The sequence below is a fragment of the Paenibacillus sp. FSL M7-1046 genome (assembly GCF_038007405.1).
Classification (GTDB): domain Bacteria; phylum Bacillota; class Bacilli; order Paenibacillales; family Paenibacillaceae; genus Paenibacillus_AQ.
Map to the genome: position 1 here is coordinate 6,502,550 of NZ_JBBOXB010000001.1, position 20,324 is coordinate 6,522,873.

General features: G+C 51.1%; 16 protein-coding genes. 3 read left to right on the forward strand and 13 right to left on the reverse strand.

Annotated features, from left to right (window positions below; genetic code table 11):
* Nucleotides 1-133: 133 nt before the first annotated feature.
* Together ftsY and smc are read right to left on the reverse strand one after the other, a co-directional pair.
* Nucleotides 134-1,132 (reverse strand): signal recognition particle-docking protein FtsY, encoded by a 999-nt coding sequence (ftsY, locus tag NYE29_RS29005; protein WP_076109243.1) that lies wholly within the window; start codon nt 1,130-1,132, stop codon nt 134-136.
* 67 nt (nt 1,133-1,199) lie between these two features.
* On the reverse strand, nt 1,200-4,769 hold the full coding sequence (gene smc, locus NYE29_RS29010; protein WP_340898599.1) for a chromosome segregation protein SMC: 3,570 nt from the start codon (nt 4,767-4,769) through the stop codon (nt 1,200-1,202).
* A gap of 269 nt (nt 4,770-5,038) precedes the next feature.
* Here smc and fdhD point away from each other — a divergent pair, with 269 nt between their 5' ends.
* The 3 genes from fdhD to hydG all read left to right on the forward strand — a co-directional run bounded on the left by fdhD (nt 5,039) and on the right by hydG (nt 8,508).
* Nucleotides 5,039-5,794: a formate dehydrogenase accessory sulfurtransferase FdhD gene (gene fdhD, locus NYE29_RS29015; RefSeq protein WP_340899838.1), complete on the forward strand. Its 756-nt coding sequence runs from the start codon at nt 5,039-5,041 to the stop codon at nt 5,792-5,794.
* Nucleotides 5,795-5,915: 121 nt separating this feature from the next.
* The gene (gene hydE / locus NYE29_RS29020) at nt 5,916-6,992 is read left to right on the forward strand and encodes a [FeFe] hydrogenase H-cluster radical SAM maturase HydE (RefSeq protein ID WP_340898601.1); all 1,077 of its coding nucleotides are present in this window, start codon (nt 5,916-5,918) and stop codon (nt 6,990-6,992) included.
* 100 nt (nt 6,993-7,092) lie between these two features.
* Nucleotides 7,093-8,508, forward strand: coding sequence for a [FeFe] hydrogenase H-cluster radical SAM maturase HydG (gene hydG, locus NYE29_RS29025; RefSeq protein ID WP_445322187.1), 1,416 nt, complete (start codon nt 7,093-7,095; stop codon nt 8,506-8,508).
* 88 nt (nt 8,509-8,596) lie between these two features.
* On the opposite strand, the gene hydF is transcribed toward hydG, so the two are convergent.
* The 11 genes from hydF to NYE29_RS29080 all read right to left on the reverse strand — a co-directional run bounded on the left by hydF (nt 8,597) and on the right by NYE29_RS29080 (nt 20,301).
* Entirely contained in the window at nt 8,597-9,859 is a 1,263-nt protein-coding gene (gene hydF / locus NYE29_RS29030; protein ID WP_340898604.1) for a [FeFe] hydrogenase H-cluster maturation GTPase HydF, read from the reverse strand.
* A 29-nt stretch (nt 9,860-9,888) separates the two neighbouring features.
* A complete protein-coding gene (locus NYE29_RS29035) occupies nt 9,889-11,295 on the reverse strand; it encodes an aspartate ammonia-lyase (RefSeq protein WP_340899840.1) in 1,407 nt (468 codons plus the stop codon).
* Between the two features lie 22 nt (nt 11,296-11,317).
* The gene (gene moaA / locus NYE29_RS29040; RefSeq protein WP_340898605.1) at nt 11,318-12,349 is read right to left on the reverse strand and encodes a GTP 3',8-cyclase MoaA; all 1,032 of its coding nucleotides are present in this window, start codon (nt 12,347-12,349) and stop codon (nt 11,318-11,320) included.
* Between the two features lie 36 nt (nt 12,350-12,385).
* The gene (locus NYE29_RS29045; RefSeq protein ID WP_340898606.1) at nt 12,386-12,970 is read right to left on the reverse strand and encodes a 4Fe-4S dicluster domain-containing protein; all 585 of its coding nucleotides are present in this window, start codon (nt 12,968-12,970) and stop codon (nt 12,386-12,388) included.
* Nucleotides 12,967-14,364, reverse strand: a complete 1,398-nt coding sequence (locus NYE29_RS29050; RefSeq protein WP_340898607.1) for a [FeFe] hydrogenase, group A — start codon at nt 14,362-14,364, stop codon at nt 12,967-12,969. The genes NYE29_RS29045 and NYE29_RS29050 overlap by 4 nt, the downstream gene beginning before the upstream one ends.
* 32 nt (nt 14,365-14,396) lie before the next feature.
* Nucleotides 14,397-14,987 carry a 4Fe-4S dicluster domain-containing protein gene (locus NYE29_RS29055; RefSeq protein WP_340898609.1) on the reverse strand — a complete coding sequence of 197 codons (591 nt, stop codon included), beginning with the start codon at nt 14,985-14,987 and terminating at the stop codon, nt 14,397-14,399.
* The gene (fdhF, locus tag NYE29_RS29060; RefSeq protein WP_076109233.1) at nt 14,984-17,128 is read right to left on the reverse strand and encodes a formate dehydrogenase subunit alpha; all 2,145 of its coding nucleotides are present in this window, start codon (nt 17,126-17,128) and stop codon (nt 14,984-14,986) included. Before fdhF ends, NYE29_RS29055 begins: the two co-directional genes overlap by 4 nt.
* A 133-nt stretch (nt 17,129-17,261) precedes the next feature.
* A complete protein-coding gene (locus NYE29_RS29065) occupies nt 17,262-17,612 on the reverse strand; it encodes a Na-translocating system protein MpsC family protein (protein ID WP_076109232.1) in 351 nt (116 codons plus the stop codon).
* Between the two features lie 278 nt (nt 17,613-17,890).
* On the reverse strand, nt 17,891-18,595 hold the full coding sequence (rnc, locus tag NYE29_RS29070) for a ribonuclease III (RefSeq protein ID WP_038591210.1): 705 nt from the start codon (nt 18,593-18,595) through the stop codon (nt 17,891-17,893).
* A 12-nt stretch (nt 18,596-18,607) separates the two neighbouring features.
* The gene (gene fabF, locus NYE29_RS29075; RefSeq protein WP_076109231.1) at nt 18,608-19,846 is read right to left on the reverse strand and encodes a beta-ketoacyl-ACP synthase II; all 1,239 of its coding nucleotides are present in this window, start codon (nt 19,844-19,846) and stop codon (nt 18,608-18,610) included.
* Between the two features lie 221 nt (nt 19,847-20,067).
* Nucleotides 20,068-20,301, reverse strand: coding sequence for an acyl carrier protein (locus NYE29_RS29080; RefSeq protein ID WP_019911228.1), 234 nt, complete (start codon nt 20,299-20,301; stop codon nt 20,068-20,070).
* Between the last annotated feature and the right edge of the window lie 23 nt (nt 20,302-20,324).

Below are 20,324 nucleotides of genomic sequence, written 5' to 3' on the forward strand. Positions count from 1 at the left end.
TTTCACAAAAAAACCTGTTGGCAGTTGTTTTTTCACGCAATCGGTCATGACAAAAGCCCTGCAGAACGTGAACCGTTCTGCAGGGCTTTTATGGTAATCACAGCTCATCCTCGTTTGAAGCGCCTGCGGCGAGTTACTCCTGCGGCTCCTTTTGTTCTTCATCAGAGATCATCCCGGCGAACAGCGCATGGACGAACTGTCCGGAATCAAATGGCTGCAAATCCTCCATTTTCTCACCTAGTCCAACCAGCTTCACCGGCAGATTCATTTCCTGGCGAATCGCCACAACAATACCGCCTTTGGCGGTCCCGTCCAGCTTGGTCAGCACCAGGCCGGTAACGCCACTTTTTTCACCAAAAAGTTTCGCTTGCGTCAAGGCATTCTGGCCGGTAGTCGCATCCAGCACCATCAGCACCTCATGCGGAGCGCTGGGAATTTCACGCTGAATGACCCGGAAGATTTTGTTCAGCTCTTCCATCAGGTTGCTCTTGTTCTGCAGTCTTCCCGCCGTGTCGCAAATCAGCACATCCACATTCCGCTGCTTGGCTGCCTGCACCGCATCGAACATCACAGCAGCCGGGTCAGAGCCCGCCTGCTGCTTAATGACGTCAACACCGGCCCGTTGGCCCCAGACCTCAAGCTGCTCAATCGCTCCGGCCCGGAAGGTATCGCCTGCGGCGAGAAGAACCTTTTTCCCCTCCTGTTTGTAGCGGTGTGCCAGCTTGCCGATTGTTGTTGTCTTGCCGACACCGTTTACGCCGACGAACAGAATAACGGTGATTCCGTCCGGATTCTCTTTCAGACTGTTGTCGTCATCACCGCGCAGCAGCTCCATCAGTTTGCGGGAGAGGATCGGCTGCAGCTCCGAGGCATCCTCAATCCGTTTCTGCTTCACTTCAGCCCGAAGCTCTTCAACAAGCGACATTACCGTATTTACCCCAACATCGGCACCGATCAAAATCTCTTCCAGTTCCTCATAAAACTCTTCATCTATTTTTTTACGGCGGATGATGAGGTCGGATACCTTCTCAACGAAGCCCTTACGGGTCTTCTCCAGACCGTCGCGGAATTGTTTGGTAACCGTTTCGGTTTTACCGGAAATACTTTCTTTCAGTTTCTTAAAAAAACTCATGCTCTTCCTCCTCTTATCGTTAAGACACCAGATTCCCTGGTTCATTTCCGAAATGCAATGCTTTCATTTAGGCAATCTCTGCTTCCTCATCCTCCAGCTTCACCGAGACAAGCTTCGATACACCGCCTTCTTCCATCGTTACACCATAGAGCACATCCGCTTCCTCCATGGTTCCTTTGCGGTGGGTAACCACGATAAACTGTGTCTGCTCCGAGAACTCGCGCAGATACTGGGCAAAACGGACTACGTTCGCTTCATCCAGTGCCGCTTCCACCTCATCCAGCACACAGAAAGGCACCGGTTTGACCTGCAGGATGGCGAACAGCAGTGCCATAGCGGTCAATGCGCGTTCACCACCTGACAACAGCTGCAGATTTTGCAGTTTTTTGCCGGGAGGCTGGGCGACAATATCTATGCCTGTGTCGAGCATATGCTCGGGATCAAGCAGCATCAGGTCCGCCCGTCCGCCGCCGAACAGCTTCGAGAAAACCGTGCCGAACTCACGGCGGATGGCATCGAAGGTCTGCTTGAAGCGTTTGGACATCTCTTCTTCCATCTCATGAATGACATGGTAAAGTGTTGTCTTAGCCTCCACCAGATCATCCTTCTGGCCGCTGAGGAAAGTATAACGTTCATGCACGCGCTGATACTCCTCAATGGCCCCCAGGTTCACTTCGCCAAGCGCAGATATACTGCGCTTCAGACGCTGCACCTCCAGCTGTGCGGCCGGCACATCCTCGGGAACCGGATAACGCTGCTTCGCCAGTTCATAACTCAGCTCGTAATCATCGCTCAGTTTACGGAGAATGTTGTCCAGCTCAACATCAAGCCGTCCTACAGCTACCTCTGTGGAACGCAGCTTGTCCTCCACGGCCTTTAAAGCCTGCCGCTGGTCTTTGGTTTCACCTTCGGCGAGCTCCAGCTTGCGGGTTAACGCCGCCCGTTCAGCACGCGCTAAATCAAGCGTACCCGCCGTCTCTTCTTTCTTCAGGCGGTAGTTGTTCAGATCTTCCTTCTGTTTGACCGCTTCGCGTGAATTCTCTTCGAGATCCTTCTCGATGGTCATAAGCAGACTGCGGCTCTGGCGCAGCTCTTTATCCTGCGATCCGGCGTCTTGTCTCATGCGTCTTAGCTGTTCCTCCAGTGAGAAAATCTCCTGGTCCAGCTTACCCTCACTTACCTTCATGCCGGTCAGCTTACCCTGCAGCTCTTCCTTAGCCGTTTCACTCGCTTTACGCTCCGATTCGGCATTGCGGATCGCCTCATGGGAATCCTTCTCTTCTTTCTCCAGCCTTGCAAGCTCGGCAACCGCCTGATTGCGGCTCTCGTCCAGACTGCGGACTTCACTCTCAAAGCCGCTGCGTTCGGCACCCGCACCATCCACCTGCTCCTGAACATGGCGCAGTTCCTGTTCGAGCTGCTTCAAATCACCGGAGACCCGTTGCTCCTCCAGACGTTTCTCGTCACCGTCATGGCGCAGCTGCTCCAGCTTCTTCGCAGCATTCTCCTGCTCCTCGCGAAGTTTGGCAATGCCTTGCTTCAGCTTGGCAATCTGGCGTTCGCTTTCTTCAATCTCACCGAACAGCTGGTCGAGCTGGCGTTTACGGCTCAGCAGGCTGTTGTTCTTCTTATGCTGACTGCCCCCGGTCATCGAACCGCCGGCATTGACAACATCGCCTTCCAGCGTAACTACCCGGTAGCGGTATTGGCATTTGGCGGCGATCCGGTTAGCCTGTTCCAGACTTTCTGCAATAACGACATTTCCGAGCAAGCTGCCGACAATGCTTGCGTATTTGTCCTCATAACCGACCAGATCACAGCCGATGCCCACAAACCCTTCCGCACCTTCCACCATACTGCGGTCGCTGCCGGTAATCTGCCGGGGCCGGATGACATCCAGCGGCAGAAATGTAGCCCGTCCCAGCTGGCGCTGCTTCAGGAAGGTAATCGCTTGACGGGAGACGGCCTCATTATCCATAACCACATGCTGAAGCGATGCGCCTAGCGCTGTTTCCACAGCCAGCTCCAGCCGTTCCGGCACGGAGATCAGCTCCGCTACTGCACCGTGCACACCGCTTAGCTGGCCTTTGCGTGCTCCCTTAAGGACCTCTTTGACTCCAAGCATGAATCCGTCAAAATCATCCTGCATTTCCTTCATCGTCTCATGCCGGGAAACCTGGGCTTCGCGCTTCTGTTCCCATTTACGGAGTCCGCTCTGCGTTTCCTCCAGCAGCTTCTGGCGTTTGCTGGTCTGCTCGCTCTCCGTGATGTAGGCGCCGCGCAGCGTTCCAATCTCTTTGCCGAGTGTGGCAATGGTATCCTTCAGACCCTTCTGCGAAGCAGACAGCTCCGCGAGCCGCGCGACCCATTTGCCGCTTTCCTCAACGCTGCGGCTCATCCGCCGCTCCAAGGCTTCCTTCTGCTGATCCGCGTAACGAATTTCGTTGCGGGCCTGGGCCATCAGGTTCATTAGCTCAAGCAAGGCGCTTTTCAGCTTCTCTTCCTTGCTTTGGCTAATCCCGCCAGCCACTCCTTCCAGCCGGACTTCCTCATCTGCCAGTTGAGCGCGCAGCTCCTCCAGAGCCTGTCTTGACTGCTGCAGCTTATGCTCCAGCTCTGCCAGCTCGCGCTGTCTACCCTCTGAGCGCTCTCCTACCGAGCCCAGTGTAAGCATCAATTGCTCGCGGTTGTTCTCCAGGTTGCGCTTGCGCTCCTTCAGCACTTCGCCGTAACCTTCACTTTTCTCATTCGCTTCACTGTAACGAAGCAGCTGTTCCTGCAGTTGTTCAACCTGCGCCTCCAGTGCTCGAAGCTCAGAACGCCCGCTCTCCAGCTTGGCGTCATGGGCCGAAACGACAGTGGACAGCTCAAGCTGTTCGACCTGCAGCGTTTCAAGCCGGGCATTGCCTTCCTTCCAGGCGGTATGAATGCCTTCTATCTGGTGCACGTACACGGAGATTTCCAGCTGTTTCAGCTGCTCGCGCAGCTCCTTATAGCGGATGGCCTTCTCCGATTGATCCTTGAGCGGGCCTACCTGATCCTCCAGCTCGCTGATCAAATCATGAATCCGGAGCAGATTCTGCTCGGTTTCGTCCAGCTTACGGCCCGCATCTTTTTTGCGTGATTTATACTTAACAATACCTGAGGCCTCTTCAAAAATACCGCGGCGATCCTCGGAACGCGTACTCAGAATTTCTTCAATCCGGCCTTGTCCGATAATCGAATAAGCCTCGCGTCCGATGCCGGTATCCATAAACAGCTCTGTGATATCCTTCAGCCTGCAGGCCTGCTTATTGATTAAATATTCGCTTTCACCGCTGCGGTGCACACGGCGCGTTACTGTAACTTCGCTGAAATCGAGCGGCAGGACATGATCCTCATTATCCAGCGTGAGCGACACCTCACCGTAATTCACGGCTTTGCGTGCGTCACTTCCGGCAAAGATAATATCCTCCATCTTGCCGCCGCGCAGCGATTTGGCGCTCTGTTCACCGAGCACCCAGCGGATGCCGTCGGAAATATTGCTTTTGCCGCTGCCGTTCGGGCCAACGACGGCCGTTATGCCGCGTACAAATTCCATTTCCGTTTTGTCGGCAAATGATTTAAAGCCCGCTAATTCAATCCGTTTCAAAAACATAACTCGCCTATCACCTCTGACCCATTATACCATAGCGTTCAACTCCTAAAATAGCTCTGATTCATGAAGAACGCAAAGGCTGTATGTGAGATATTAAATTGACACTTTTTAGAAAAAGTGATGTAGTAAGGGTGTGTTTACGATGGTATTATTTATCATTTAAAGGAATTATTGAGATATTTAATTTCTAACGAAAAAGGGTGATTGCATTGGAACTCGGATCCGAGCGGCATGGGGAAATTATTCGTTACCACAGTGGCCATATCACGATGGAGGAAGATCTTATCGTTACGGAACATCCGGTCACAATCAAAATAAACGGTGATGAATTCGTCACTCTGGTATGCACGCCTGAATATATCGAGGACATGGTTATCGGTTATTTGGCATCCGAAGGAATCATTAGAGGGTTCCAGGATATCAAGGCGATTTGGAGTCAGGAAGAAGAAGGTTTCGTCCACGTAACTATTGATCACTTAAGCCCATTACACCGTCAGCTGTTCGCCAAGCGATATGTAACTTCCTGCTGCGGGTCAAGCCGGCATGGGTTCGTCTACGTTAATGATGCCAGAACGGCCAAAATTGCAGACGGGGTACATGTGTCACTTTCTTTCGACGATTGTTTCCGCTTAATGGAAGAAGTGCAAACCGGATCAGAGCTGTTCCACCGCACCGGTGGCGTCCATTCTGCTGCAATTTGCGATGCCGGCGGGGTGCTGCTGGCCCGCAGCGACATTGGGCGTCATAATGCACTGGACAAAATCTACGGCTACTGCCTGAAGCAACATTTGAATCTCAATGACAAAATTGTTGTTTTCAGCGGACGGATCTCTTCGGAAATCTTATTGAAAGTAGCCAAAATAGGCTGTGAAATGATTTTGTCCAAATCAGCCCCCACCGGACTAGCACTTGAGCTGGCGGAACAGTTGGGAATCACCACCGTTGGTTTCATTCGTCAGAATTCATGTAATGTGTATACCCGTCCGGATCGTATCTCCGGTTGTCCCGCTTTCCCCCCTCCGTGAACCTCAAATTTCAAGCACAAAACTCACTGTTCTCTATTTTTACTTTTGTTACAATTTTTTCTAGCACTTCGCAATTGTTATTTTTTGGTTATATGTTTAATCCCCTCCAGGATAGGGAGTGATGTCAACGGAACAATTGCTGGATCAATTATATAAAGAAGAATCACTGAAAGCTCAAGAGATCATTGCTGTGCTGAGGAATCCGGACCAGAATCTAAAAAAGCGGCTTCATCACCTGGCCCATCTGAAAAGAATGGAACGTTATGGCGACCGTGTATTTTTGCGTGGGCTGATCGAATTCTCCAATATTTGCAAACAGAACTGCCTGTATTGCGGCATACGTTCCGGCAATAAGACAGTCAGCCGCTATCGGCTCCAACCTGAAGAAATCTTGGAATGCTGCCGGGAAGGGTATGAACTGGGCTATCGTACCTTTGTTCTGCAGAGCGGAGAAGACGACTGGTATACCACTGAGAAGCTGGCTGAGCTCATTATGCACATCAAAACACTCTATCCGGATACCGCGGTAACACTGTCGATTGGTGAACGGGATGATGAGACGTACGCTGCACTGCTCGCGGCCGGGGCTGACCGTTACTTGCTGCGCCATGAGACGGCTTCCCGCAAGCTGTACCAGGCCCTGCACCCGACCATGACCTTTGACAGCCGCCTGAATCGGTTGAAGGCACTAAAGTCCCTCGGCTATCAGGTGGGTGCAGGCTTCATGGTTGGTTTACCAGGCCAAACGCCCGGGGATTTAGCTGAAGACCTGCTGTATCTTAAGGCGCTCGAACCGGATATGATCGGCATTGGCCCTTTTTTGCCGCATCAGGCCACACCCTTAAAGGACGAGCCGGCCGGAACAATAATAGATACACTGGATATGATTGCTCTTGCCCGGCTCTTCGTGCCGAATGCCCTAATCCCTGCTACAACAGCCATGGGAACCGCTCACCCGAACGGGCGGGAGCTGGCGTTGCAAGCAGGCGCTAATGTGGTCATGCCTAATCTCTCTCCTTTGACTGTACGAGCCCAATATACGCTCTACAACAACAAAATCTGTCTGGGTGATGAATCCGCCCAATGCAGATTCTGCCTGGAACAGCGGATTGAAGCTGCCGGATTCCATGTGGATATGGGCCGGGGAGATAGTCTGAATCATCTATCACGCTCTTCTGTACAGCAGGTTCCATTGTAAGGAAGCCACCGAATCAGCCTGTTATCATCTCGCAATCGAGTTATAAGAGTCCAAGTCTGCTTGTCAATCTAATAATGAACCCAGAAAGAAGTGGATGTTCGTGAGCCGAGTAAATGAAAGTCGTCCGGCGGATTTCATTCAGGACGAAGAGATCAAAGAAGCGCTGCAATTTGGAGAAAATGCCGGATCGGATCGGGCCAAGGTGTCCGCAATTCTTGAGAAAGCCAGACAATGTAAAGGACTGACCTCACAAGAAGCAGCTGTGCTCTTAAATGTGGAAGATCAGGAAACACTAAATGAGATTTATCAGGTATCCAGAGATATCAAGGAACGGATCTACGGCAACCGGATTGTATTGTTCGCACCGCTCTATGTCAGCAACTACTGTGTCAATAATTGCGTGTACTGCGGTTACAAACATTCCAATTCTGAATTCACACGCAGCCGCTTAACCTCAGATGAAATTGCCCAGGAAGTTACCGTTCTACAGTCTCTGGGACACAAACGGCTTGTGCTGGAAGCGGGTGAGGATCCCCGCAATTGTTCCATCGATTATATTCTCGACTGCATAAAGACTATTTACGATACGAAGCTGGACAATGGCAGTATCCGCCGGATCAATGTCAATATCGCTGCAACCACATTCGACGACTACATCAAGCTGGCTGAGGCGGGAATTGGAACTTATATTTTATTTCAGGAGACTTATCATAGACCTAGTTACAAGCAATACCATCCGCAAGGACCCAAAAGTGATTATGATTGGCATACGACCGCCATGGACAGGGCCATGAAAGCCGGTATCGAGGATGTTGGTATTGGTGTTCTGTATGGGCTCTATGATTATAAATATGAAACGATAGCCATGTTAAAACATGCCGAGCATCTGGAACAGGCCTATGGCTGCGGACCGCATACGATTTCCGTCCCCCGCCTGCGCGAAGCGGAGAATGTGAACCTGGACAGTTACCCTTATTTGGTCAGCGATCCGGATTTCGCCAAAATCGTCGCCGTTCTGCGAATAGCCGTTCCCTATACAGGAATGATACTCTCTACACGCGAAGACGCTGAATTTCGTGATCAGATAATCAAACTCGGCATTTCCCAGATCAGCGCAGGCTCCGCCACAGGTGTTGGCGCATACAGTGTGAACAAAGATAAAGATGACAAACCGCAATTCATGGTCGGCGATCACCGCTCCCCTATGGAAATCATCAAAAATCTCTGCCAGGACGGGTATGTGCCGAGTTACTGCACCGCCTGTTACCGGGAAGGCCGCACGGGAGACCGTTTCATGCAGCTGGCCAAATCCGGCCAAATCCATAATGTCTGTCAGCCGAACTCCCTGATGACGTTTCAGGAATACCTGCTGGATTACGCCGATGAGGAGATGCGGGCCATTGGAGAGCAGACGATTCATGACAATCTGGAGCGTATTCCCAAGGAATCGGTCAAAAAAGCGACCCTAAAGCAACTTCAGCGTATCCATAACGGCGAACGAGATCTACGGTTTTAGGCCGCACCCAATGTACGCTGTCACAAAAAGGGGGTGTTCCAGCAGCCATTCAGATGGCTTTTGGAACACCCCCGCTTTAATATACGCATTAATGGTTATATGCCCCCTCCTCCCAGGCCAGCATTGCAGACGGAAACATTTCGATGGCTCTTGGGAACACCCCCTGCACGTAGGCAATAAATACACCATAATTCACAATTGGAACACCCTCATGTTCCGCCTCTTCAAGCCTCCCCAGCATCGCCCTGCGGTTCAACATACACGCTCCGCAGTGAATGATCAGTGAATAACCGCCGAGTCCTGCGGGGAAATCACTGCCTGCGGCATGTTCAATGTGAAGCTGCCTGCCTGTCAGTCCCCGTAGCCAGCGGGGAATCTTCACGGAAGCAATATCATCGGATTGCCGGTGATGCGTGCAGGCTTCCGCAATGAGCACCCGGTCTCCGTCCTGTAAACGACCAATAGCGCGAACCCCGCGCACAAGCTGAGGAAGATCCCCCTTGTACCTGGCAAACAATATGGAAAAGGACGTGAGCGGGATATCCTTTGGGGTATCTGCCTGAACCTTAAGAAATGCCTGTGAATCCGTGATGACCACATTTGGCTTGCGCCCCAGCGTCTTGAGTGTGTGTCCAAGCTCCTGTTCCTTGGTGACAACAGCAACCGCATCACATTCCATGATGTCACGAATGGTCTGCTGCTGGGGCAGAATCAATCTTCCTTTGGGTGCTGCCTTATCAATCGGCACTACCAGAACAGCCAAGTCTCCGGGATTCAGCAGGTCTCCCACTAGCCGGAACCGGTCTTCGTCCCTCGGCAGCTCCCGGACGATTGCAGCTTTTAGATCCGTGATCCCAGTATTCCTGAGAGCACTGAATAGCATTGGCTTCAAATGAAGCTGCTCTTCTACCTTTGCCGCCACTACAGTGTGTTCCTCACCGTTGCCATGTTCTTCGAGCAAGTCTACTTTGTTCAATAGTAGAATGACCGGAATCTTCTTGACAGACAGGTTCTGTAAAAGGTTGTGCTCAAATTCGCCTACTCCTTGGACAGCGTCTATCACCAGCAACGCCAGATCGGTTTTGCTCAGAACCTGATTTGTTTTGCGAATCCGCTGTTCGCCCAAACTTCCGCTATCATCCAATCCGGCGGTATCAATGAGCACTACCGGTCCCACCGGCAGCAGCTCCATCGGTTGATAAACCGGATCTGTCGTTGTCCCGCTTACCGGAGAAACAATGGACGTCTCCTGACCGCCTAAAGCGTTAATCACACTGGATTTCCCGGCATTACGCCGTCCAAAGACTGCAATGTGCATTCGTTCTCCACGCGGGGTATCATTTAAGCTCATAACATGCGCTCCTTCTTATCCTAGAACCTTTATAAATCTCTTAATCTTCCAGGGATGCCTGGTTTGGTAACCTCCAGCGGGTGCAGAATGGCATCGATCTGCTTTTTCGTCATCAGTCCTTGTTCCAGCAAAATCTCTTTTAACGGCCGGCCCGAGGCCGCCGCAGACGTAGCCAGTTCTGCTGCGGCGTCATAACCCAGATACGTCACCGCTGCGGCAGCCATGACGCCGGAGCGTTCCAAATGCTCGAGACAATGCGCAGTATCGACTTTCAACCCACGCACGCATCGCTCATGAAAGAGCCGTACAGCCTGGGTAAGAATTTCAAGAGATTCAAGCAGAGATTCTGCGATTAAAGGAGCAAAGGCATTCAGCTCCAGCTGTCCGCTGGCCGCCGCCAAAGTGACTGCTGTATCATTGGAGATCACCTTCATAGCGACTGACCCGGCCATCTCTGCGATGACCGGATTCATTTTACCGGGCAGGATCGAAGAACCTACCTGCATAGGCGGCAGGATGTATTCTGCAATTCCGCCGGAGGGCCCGGCATTAAGCAGCCGGAAATCGCCGGATATCTTCAGCAAGTTCACCGCAGCGGCTTTGAGCAAACCTGAAACCTCCACAAACACATCCATATTCTGTGTGCCATCCATCGGAAAATCGCTGCGGCACAGCCCCATTCCGGTTAGTTCCCGCAGCTCTTCTGCAATGGCATAAATATAAGCAAGGGGGGCATTCATTCCTGTGCCCACTGCCGTTCCTCCAAGGTTAATCTCCCGCAGCCGTTCCTCCGCCTTGTACAGCCGCCACCGGTCCCGTGCAACCGCTTTGGCATAAGCACCAAAGCTTTGTCCAGCCATAATAGGCAGTGCGTCCATGAGTTGCGTCCGTCCTAACCTTAACACATCGGCGTATTCCCGCTCCTTCTCCTGCAGGGCCTCCTGAAGAGAGGCGAACTCTTCACTAAGTGAGCGAAGCAGCGGAATCATCGCAATTCGCATGGCAGTGGGATACACGTCATTGGTAGATTGATAGAGATTCACATGATCTATCGGATGGATCAGCCGGTAATCCCCCTTATGTCCACCAAGTTTCTCGATGGCCAGATTGGCTATCACCTCGTTAACGTTCATGTTCGTACTCGTTCCCGCTCCGCCCTGATACGCATCCACAATAAAGTGATTATCCATCTGGCCTTGCAGAATTTCATCGCAAGCGGATAGAATACCCGCAGCCACCTGTTCGGAAATATCCCCTTGCCTGCCATTTACTTTGGCTGCCGCTTTCTTCACCATTACTATGGCCCGCGTGATCCGCGGATTCACGGGCCGGCCGCTGACCGCAAAATTATCCCGCGCCCTTACCGCGTGAATTCCATAATAAGCCCCACTGGGAACCGCTTCACTCCCTAGAGCATCCGATTCCACCCGAAACATTGGATCGTCGTTCAATTGTTTTTCACCCCCCAATTTGCGACATCAGGCGCATTGTAGCCTTCAGGGGTGGCTTGGTGCCCGGTTGGTCCATCATTATATGCTGGCCAGGTTTGGCTTCCAAGGCGCGCAGGAATAATTGCTTCAGCAGCTCTGATTGAGCGATGTAAGGCCGGATATACAGCTCTTCGTTCCAGAAAAGGCACGGCTTAACGTGACCATTTGCTGTAATACGCAGCCGGTTACATGTATTACAGAAATGCTGGCTGACCGGATGAATCAAGCCAAATTGCCCTGCCGCACCTTGGATGCGAAAATAACGGGCCGGGCCGGAATCTGCTGCTTTTTCAGCCGGCTCATCAGTTGTCCTGCCCGAGTCCGGATCTGCTTCAAGACTAAAACCAGCCTTGGCACAACGCTCCAGTATTCCATCCAAAGGCATATATCCCGCTTCCCATCCCTTCATATCATGACCCATGGGCATATATTCAATAAAGCGGACGTGCAGCGGATATTTCTGAGTCAGCTGCAGAAAGGATTCAATTTCATCATCGTTTACACCTTTCATCAAGACCATATTCAGCTTCAGTACCTCGAAGCCAGCCTTAAAACCAGCTGCTAAAGCATGCAACACCTTGCTGACATCACCGCCCCCAGTGATTCTGGAATAGCGTTCTGGAATTAGAGAATCCAGGCTGATGTTGAGATCGGTAAGCCCGGCATCACGCAGCTTCTGCACTTTGGGGGCGAGCAGCAGTCCATTCGTGGTCAGACCGACACGTTCGATCCCGGAGATGGCCCTTAACCTGGCCACCAGTTCTTCCAGGTTTGGACGCATCAACGGTTCTCCTCCGGTAAGACGCACCTTGGTTACCCCCATCTCAGCGAGTACCCTTACGATTCGTTCAATTTCGTCAAAGGTAAGCGGGTTACCCTCCACAGCCTTTTCTACTCTGCCCGGATTGCAATACTGACAGCCCAAGTTGCAGCTCTCAGTGACGGAGATACGTACATAATTATGTAAACGACCAAAGTGATCGACCAAGATATCGGACAAACGCTCCACCTTGCTTTCTGCGTTATAGTGACTGAATTAGTGACGCGAAAAACCGCCAAACTGCTGTAATGACTGCGCACTGGCCATTCTTTTCCGGGAAATGGAATCTTCAATCTGGCTTGGAACGATGAATTGGAGCGCATTGGTGGGGCATACCCGCACACATTCCGGGCCCTTGCCGCTGTCTTCACACAAATCACATTTGTTCGCAACCATTCTCTCCTTGCGGCTCCATGCACCCGATGTATTGGAACGAAGCCCGGATTGAAGTTGCTTTTGACCACTCTTATGTGCCGTAACCATTGTAATCGCCCCATAAGGGCATACCAGCATACATGTTTTGCAACCAATGCAGCTATCCTGATTGATGAATATGCTGTTGTTTTTGCTCGTAATGGAGCCATTCGGGCACACATTGGCACAAGGAGCATCCTCACAATGTCTGCACTGCACCGGTGCGGTAACTTCATCGGTCTCGACGACAGTCAACCGTGGATAGAAGTCAGCCCCGCTCTCTTCCTGAAGGAACATATTATTCCCGGCATGTGCAACTACGCAGGCCACTTCACAAGTATGGCAACCTATACATTTATCGGGATCGGCAATGACAAACCGGTTCATGACATCTCCTCCTTAAGACTTCTGTCAACAAATTTGGTATGCAGCAAATGATGTGAAGTATGGCCTAACGGTTCCCCTAAGAAGTCCTTATATAATTTGATAATATCTGGATTCTCATGGGATTTGCGGACCTTCTGATGAGAGTCGTGGCGGTAGACGGCGCTCTTTCTGGCCTGATAAGCAATTTTCCGCTGCGTTTCCAACAGCAGCTTAGGCTGTCCCCCGCCGCTGACACAGCCTTCGGGACAAGCCATCACTTCAATGAAATGATACGGGCAGGTGCCCTCTGCAACTTTTGCCAGAACAGCATCCACATATTTCAGTCCAGCAACAACTGCCACTTTGAGCTCCAAATCGCCAATCTGAACTTCTGCGGTCCGGATGCCTTCCTCTCCCCTGACAAAATCCAATTGCAGATTGGGAATCTGCTCATGGGTGATCAGTTCATACCCCGTTCGTATCGCAGCTTCCATCACACCGCCTGTGACGCCGAAGATCGAGCCTGCTCCAGAGTATTTGCCCAGCGGTGAATCAAACGGCTCGTCGGGAAGATGAATGAAATCGATGCCTTGATCCTTGATTAAGCACGCCAGTTCCCTTGTAGTAATGACGAGATCCACTTCACGGCACCCATCCACACTCATTTCTTCTCTGCTGCATTCAAATTTTTTACAGGTACAGGGCATAACCGCGACGCTGAAAATATCCGAAGGTGCAATTCCATCCAGCTCCGCTCCGTAGGTCTTGAACAAGGCTCCACCCATTTGCATCGGGGACTTGCAGCTGGACAAATGCTCCAGCAGCTCCGGTGCTGCCGTCTCCGCATGCTTCACCCAGGCCGGGCAGCAGGAGGTGAACATTGGCAGCCGCTCTCCAGACATCACTCTGCCAATCAGCTCTGAGCCCTCTTCCATAATCGTCACGTCCGCAGCAAAATTCGTATCATAAATCCGGTCAAACTTCAGCCTTCTCAGCGCTGCCGCCATTTTCCCCGGGGTTAAAGTGCCAAAGGGCAGCCCAAACTCCTCCGCCAGAGATACCCGGATCGCAGGAGCGCACTGCACCACCTTGAACCGTTTCGGATCAGCCAGAACAGCTTTAACCTTCTGGATATCCCCTGACGAATAAGCAGCGAACAAAGGCTCACGCACGTTGGGAAGCTGCCCTCTTTCCTGTAACTTTACCGCTCGTAAGGCTGTCGTCGACTCGTTGTCTGCAGCATAAGCGGTACAGATCTGCACACACTGTCCACAAACGACGCAGCGATGAGCATCAATAGTCTGCGGGTAGCCCGGTTCGCCGATAATGGCGTCCACAGGACATACAGCCGCGCAACGTCTGCAGCCGGTACATAATTGTTCGTCAATATGAATGATTGGATCCTTATACGACATAGTGCAACCTTCTTTTCTGAATTGAAGTGGTATTACAGTCGCATGGCCGCTGCTGTGCGCGACCTGGATACACTGGTATCCGGATGAACCAGTGACAGTGCCTCTACCGGACAGACCTCTACACAAGCCGGAACGTTTCCCATAGCTCCGTCCTTATGGTCCCTGGTCCGGCATAAATCACATTTATAGGCGATCACTTTGGCCTTACGTTCCATCGCACTGTCCTGCCGCTCCTTCAGTTGAATCTGCGGGACTACCTTGCCGTTGCTGTATGCTTTATACAAACTGATGGCACCAAACGGACAAGCCATCGCACATCCTTTGCAGCCTATGCAGCTCTCTTCATGAATAACTATCGTCCCCTCCTCCTGCCGGATCGCCTGAACCGGACAGGCTTCCGCACAGGGCGCATTCTCACACTGGCGGCATTGAACCGGCAGTGTGAAGCTCTCTGTTCGAATGACATGTAGGCGGGGAATAACCGGTACCGTTACTGTACCCACAGCCGCCCCAACCCCATTGTGATCGTTATGAACTGCGAAACATGCCAGTTCACACGCCTTGCAGCCAATACATTTGCCCGCTTCGGCAATGACAAACGGATTCGGCTGTACATTATTCATACCGGTCTCGCCTCCACATGCATCTGCGCTCTGAGCGCCTCATATTCCTGCTGAACCTGTTGTTCCGCGCGTAGTTGATCTGCAATTTTCTCGATGCGGACCGCACAATACTTGTATTCCGGGGTTTTGGAGACCGGGTCCAGATAGTCACCCGTCAGTTCATTGCAGGCTCCAATCCAGAAATGGTAAGTCATATAGGTGGCCCCGGTTTTGACACGGTTGCTGATCTGTGCCCGGGCTAACACTCTGCCTCGGCGGGATACAACATGTACAAGCTGGCCGTCTTCAATCCCTAAGCTTGATCCGTCCGCCGGGCTCATCTGGATGAAACCAGGCTCATCCGACAGTTGACTGAGGGCACGGCAGTTGCCGGTCATCGTCCGAACCGAATAATGCCCTACCTCACGCACTGTGGACAAGGACAACGGATATTCCTGATCTGGCTGCTCCAGCGGAGCCCTCCATTCACAGGCAAATAGCTGTCCTTTGCCGCTGGAAGTGGTAAACCGGTTCCCTTCATATAAATACGGTGTGCCCGGATGATCTTCAGACGGGCATGGCCACTGAACACTGCCCTGTTCTTCCATCTTCCGATAACTGGCTCCGGCAAACGATGGGGAGAGCCCCCTCATTTCATCCCATATTTCTTCCGTGTTCCGGTAGGACATCGGGTAACCCATCGCCGTGGCAAGCTCGCTGATAATTTGCCAATCGGGCTTTACTTCACCCGGAGGCTCGATGGCCTTTCTGATCCGTTGGAATCCTCGGTCGGCTGAGGAGTAGACCCCGTCATGCTCACCCCAGGAGGTGGCCGGCAAAATCACATCCGCATGCAGGGCCGTCTTGTTCATGAAGATGTCCTGGACAATTACAAATTCTAATTTATCCAGCGTCTCCCTCACTTCTGAAGCATTCGGATCGCTCTGAACCGGATCTTCGCCAAAAATATAATAGGCCTTCACCTTGTCTTCCTTTAGAACGAGATGAGGAATTTCGGTAATCCGATACCCGATTTTGCGAGGCAAAGCCACTCCCCAGGCCTTTTCGAATTTTTTACGGATCTTGTCATCCGTAACAGACTGGTATCCCGGATAGACATTCGGCAATGCCCCCATATCGCAGGAACCCTGTACATTATTTTGGCCGCGGACCGGACCAATCCCGACGCCAGGTCTGCCAAAGTTGCCGGTAAGAAGCGCCAGTGAAGCCAGACCCTTTACAACGTCCACGGCTTGGGCAAATTGACATACCCCCATACCGTACAGGATCATCGCCTTGTTCGCACTCGCATATTGCCGCATTACTTTGCGGATCTCAGCCGCTTGCACACCTGTAATGCTCTCCGCATATTCAGGTGTATATTTCTGTACACTGGCTTTATATTCCGCAAAACCTTCCACATATTTCTCAACATACTGCTTGTCGTATAACTCCTCAGCAATTAACACATGACCAAAGGCATTGACAAGCGCCATGTTCGTGCCGCCCTTAAGGGGCAGCCATGTATCTGCAATGCGGGCCGACTCCGTCTTGCGGGGATCGGTTACGATGATCGTTGCGCCCTTCTGCTTTGCACTAACAATTCTTCTTGCCACAATGGGATGGGTAACCGCTGCATTGTATCCAAAAATAAACAACAGATCCGTGTCCTCAATTTCAGGAATTGAGTTAGACATTGCGCCATCCCCTAGCGAATAGGTAAGCCCAGCTACGGACGGCCCGTGACATACCCTAGCGCAATGGTCAACATTATTGGTTCCGATAACAGCGCGCATAAATTTTTGCATGACATAATTGGCTTCATTTCCCGGGCCACGGGCTGAACCGGTTCCCATGATTGCATCCGGTCCATACTTTTCCTTGATTGCTGTTAGTTTCTCGGCTGTATACTGAATGGCTTCTTCCCAGGGTACCTCTGCCAGTGTCCCTGCCTTACGAATCATCGGCTTGCGGATACGGGCGGTAAGAATCTGCGGATCATTCAGAAAATCCCATCCATAATGACCCTTCAGGCACAGGTTCCCTTCGTTTGTTCTTCCATACGCTGGTTCAGCGCCTACGATTTTCCCCTCCTCAACAAGTAAATTCATCTGACAACCACTTCCGCAATACGGACATACAGTCAGCACTTTATTCTCCATAGTTCCTCACCTCTGTTTGTGATTTTTTGCACAATTATAGCAACAAAAAAATAAGCCAATACAAGGTATAATCAGAAATACACAATGTACTGGCTTATTAAAAAGCTAAGGCGCAAAAGTCCATTCTCTCTAATCAAACCGATTTATTCAATTGAATAATAATTGCCTTATCCCCTGGATTCGGGTCTTCAATCTTCCATGTATATGTAAAGGGGCTGCCAAGCGTTTCTGCGATCTCTGCCATAAACTCTCTCTCCAAATAAGGCTTCAGCACTTTCCAGTATTCTGTAACTAAATGTACCGCACCTTCTTTGAGCAAAATTTCAGATAAACTGGAGAGAATTCCACGGATCTCTATAATGATTAAGGACTCATACTCCATCCTAACCTTTACATTCTCCGGACCCTTGCCGCGATAATGCTTCACAATCTTGACTGCAAGTCTTCGCATCTTCTCCTGGCATTCAAATACAGTCTCAGACATCACTACATCCCAGCCTTAACATCCCTATTATGGTAATTTATTTAATTAATTACATGTTAAACCTACCCAATAAAGATTGTCAAACCACAAAAAAGGGCAAATCCCTTCATTTCAACGTGAATTCATCCACTTCTTACACGATATCCATAAATTTCTAAAAAGCTTGTTCAATCTAACTACATTTAAAAAAGAGCAGCAAAGGTCTAAATTCCGCTTTTCCTGCCGGATTCAGACCTTTACCGCTCTTTGCTAACTACCATATCTAAGTTCCAATTCACTCAGGCGCCGTCTTCCTTCAGACGCAAAAGCGCTGCAGCCGCAGCCTGTTGTTCCGCTTCCTTCTTGGAACGGCCGCTGCCCTTGCCAAGAGACTGGCTGGACATATACACTTCAGAGACGAATTCGCGCTCATGCGCCGGTCCCCGTTCTTCAATAATCCGATATTCCAGCGTACCCAATCCGTGATGCTGTATCAGCTCCTGAAGCTCCGTCTTGAAATCGCTCATCTGCATTTGCAGCTTGCCGTCCGTCTCCACCAGCGGAAATACATGATGATCAAGAAACCGCCGTGCCGTTTCCAGCCCTTGGTCGAGATAAAGCGCTCCCACGAAGGATTCGAACACATCGGCCAGCAAGGCCGGACGAGTACGTCCGCCCGTAAGTTCTTCCCCTTTGCCCAGCAATACATATTTGCCGAAACCCAAGCTCTCAGCGAACTTGACCAGTGAAGGCTCGCATACAATAGCGGCCCGCAGCTTGGTCAATTCACCCTCCGGTCTGTCCGGCAGCAACTTGTACAAATATTCAGAAACCGTAAGCTCCAGAACCGCGTCTCCGAGAAACTCCAGACGCTCATTGTCCTGATGCTGATTGAAACGGTGTTCATTCACATAAGAGGCATGGGTAAAGGCCTGCTTCAGAAGTACAGCATCGTGAAATTGGATTTGAAGTTGACTTTGTAACTGCTTCAGGTCTCCTTTCACTGCACTGTCCCCTTACTGATTATATTTTTTGAGAATTACGGTTGCGTTATGTCCTCCGAATCCGAACGAATTCGACATTACAATATTCAGATCAGCTTTGCGCGGTTCATTCGGAACATAGTCCAGATCACATTCCGGATCAGGATTGTCCAAATTAATGGTTGGTGCAATGATGTTATTTTGCAGGGAAAGACCACAAATGATCGCTTCCACACCGCCGGCAGCACCAAGCAAATGGCCTGTCATTGATTTCGTGGAGCTGATTGCAACCTTGTAAGCATGATCTCCAAGCGCCTTCTTCACGGCAGCCGTTTCCGATCTGTCGCCTACTGGCGTGGAAGTGCCATGCGCATTGATGTAATCAATCTCTTCCGGTGCGATACCGGCATCCCGGATCGCCATCTTCATACAGCGTGCTGCACCGTCAGGATCCGGTTCCGTCATATGATGGGCATCCGCACTCAGACCGTAGCCGATCACTTCGGCATAGATCTTCGCCCCGCGTTTCTCGGCATGCTCCAGCGATTCCAGAATCAGAATCCCGGCACCCTCACCCATTACAAAACCGTCACGGCCGCTGTCAAATGGACGGCTGGCCTTCTCCGGCTCGTCGTTGCGGGTGGACATCGCCCGCATGGCACAGAACCCTGCCATCCCTGTCGGGCGGATGGTAGCTTCGGAACCGCCGCAGATCATCGCATCCGCGTCACCGCGCTGGATCAGGCGGAAGGATTCCCCTATGGAGTGGCTTCCTGTTGCACAGGCTGTCACAGTTGTTGTATTAGGACCTTTTGCACCAAGATTGATCGACAGCTGGCCGGAGCCCATATTGGCAATCATCATGGGAATAAAGAACGGGCTGACCCGTTTCGGTCCCTTTTCCAGCAGGAGATTATGATTGTCTTCCCAAGTACCCAGACCTCCGATACCTGATCCGACGGACACACCAATTCTCTCCGCATCAATATCTTCACCGATCTTAAGTCCGCTGTCCTTCAGCGCATCTTCTCCGGCTGCTACTGCGAACTGAACGAAACGGTCCATCTTGCGGGCTTCCTTGCGGCCAAAACGCTCTTCCGCATCAAAGTCTTTAACCGAAGCTGCTATTTGCGTAGTGTATTCACTGACATCAAAGGCTTCAACCTTGGAAACACCGGATTTCCCGCTCATGAGGCTATCCCAGAACGTATCCAAATCTTTACCCAGTGACGTCATCACGCCCATACCGGTAATTACCACTCTATGACTCAAACGCAATCACCCCATCTGTAGGCTGTATACTTCAACATAATTGAACATACATGCTCTCTGAATAGTCTATATAAACTGCAGTCGCCGCAAAAATTAACCCCTCTGCGGTTCTGTTATTTTCCCCGTAAAGGTGCAAATATGCATCCTTTTGTATTTCATTTGTGCTGTAAAATGAGGAGAAGTCCCGCCCTGGCAGGAACGGGACCCTCAATCATATGACTCTAGGTATGAGATTGTATGTACTTCACAACTTCACCCACGGTCGTAATCTTCTCTGCATCTTCATCAGAGATTTCCATATCGAATTCATCTTCCAATTCCATAACCAATTCTACTACATCAAGAGAATCAGCACCTAAATCATCTTTGAAAGACGCTTCTAATGTTACCTCAGCTTCATCGGCACCTAAGCGGTCGATGACAATGCGTTTTACACGCTCCAATACATCGGACATCCGGTTCACCTCCTCTTTTGGTA

What these genes read in the sequence shown, in the direction of transcription:
- ftsY (WP_076109243.1), bottom strand. Translation starts at nt 1,132, where the DNA reads ATGAGTTTTTTTAAGAAACTGAAAGAAAGTATTTCCGGTAAAACCGAA.
- smc (WP_340898599.1), bottom strand. Translation starts at nt 4,769, where the DNA reads ATGTTTTTGAAACGGATTGAATTAGCGGGCTTTAAATCATTTGCCGAC.
- fdhD (WP_340899838.1), top strand. Translation starts at nt 5,039, where the DNA reads ATGGAGGAAGATCTTATCGTTACGGAACATCCGGTCACAATCAAAATA.
- hydE (WP_340898601.1), top strand. Translation starts at nt 5,916, where the DNA reads ATGTCAACGGAACAATTGCTGGATCAATTATATAAAGAAGAATCACTG.
- hydF (WP_340898604.1), bottom strand. Translation starts at nt 9,859, where the DNA reads ATGAGCTTAAATGATACCCCGCGTGGAGAACGAATGCACATTGCAGTC.
- NYE29_RS29035 (WP_340899840.1), bottom strand. Translation starts at nt 11,295, where the DNA reads ATGTTTCGGGTGGAATCGGATGCTCTAGGGAGTGAAGCGGTTCCCAGT.
- NYE29_RS29045 (WP_340898606.1), bottom strand. Translation starts at nt 12,970, where the DNA reads ATGAACCGGTTTGTCATTGCCGATCCCGATAAATGTATAGGTTGCCAT.
- NYE29_RS29050 (WP_340898607.1), bottom strand. Translation starts at nt 14,364, where the DNA reads ATGTCGTATAAGGATCCAATCATTCATATTGACGAACAATTATGTACC.
- NYE29_RS29055 (WP_340898609.1), bottom strand. Translation starts at nt 14,987, where the DNA reads ATGAATAATGTACAGCCGAATCCGTTTGTCATTGCCGAAGCGGGCAAA.
- fdhF (WP_076109233.1), bottom strand. Translation starts at nt 17,128, where the DNA reads ATGGAGAATAAAGTGCTGACTGTATGTCCGTATTGCGGAAGTGGTTGT.
- NYE29_RS29065 (WP_076109232.1), bottom strand. Translation starts at nt 17,612, where the DNA reads ATGTCTGAGACTGTATTTGAATGCCAGGAGAAGATGCGAAGACTTGCA.
- NYE29_RS29080 (WP_019911228.1), bottom strand. Translation starts at nt 20,301, where the DNA reads ATGTCCGATGTATTGGAGCGTGTAAAACGCATTGTCATCGACCGCTTA.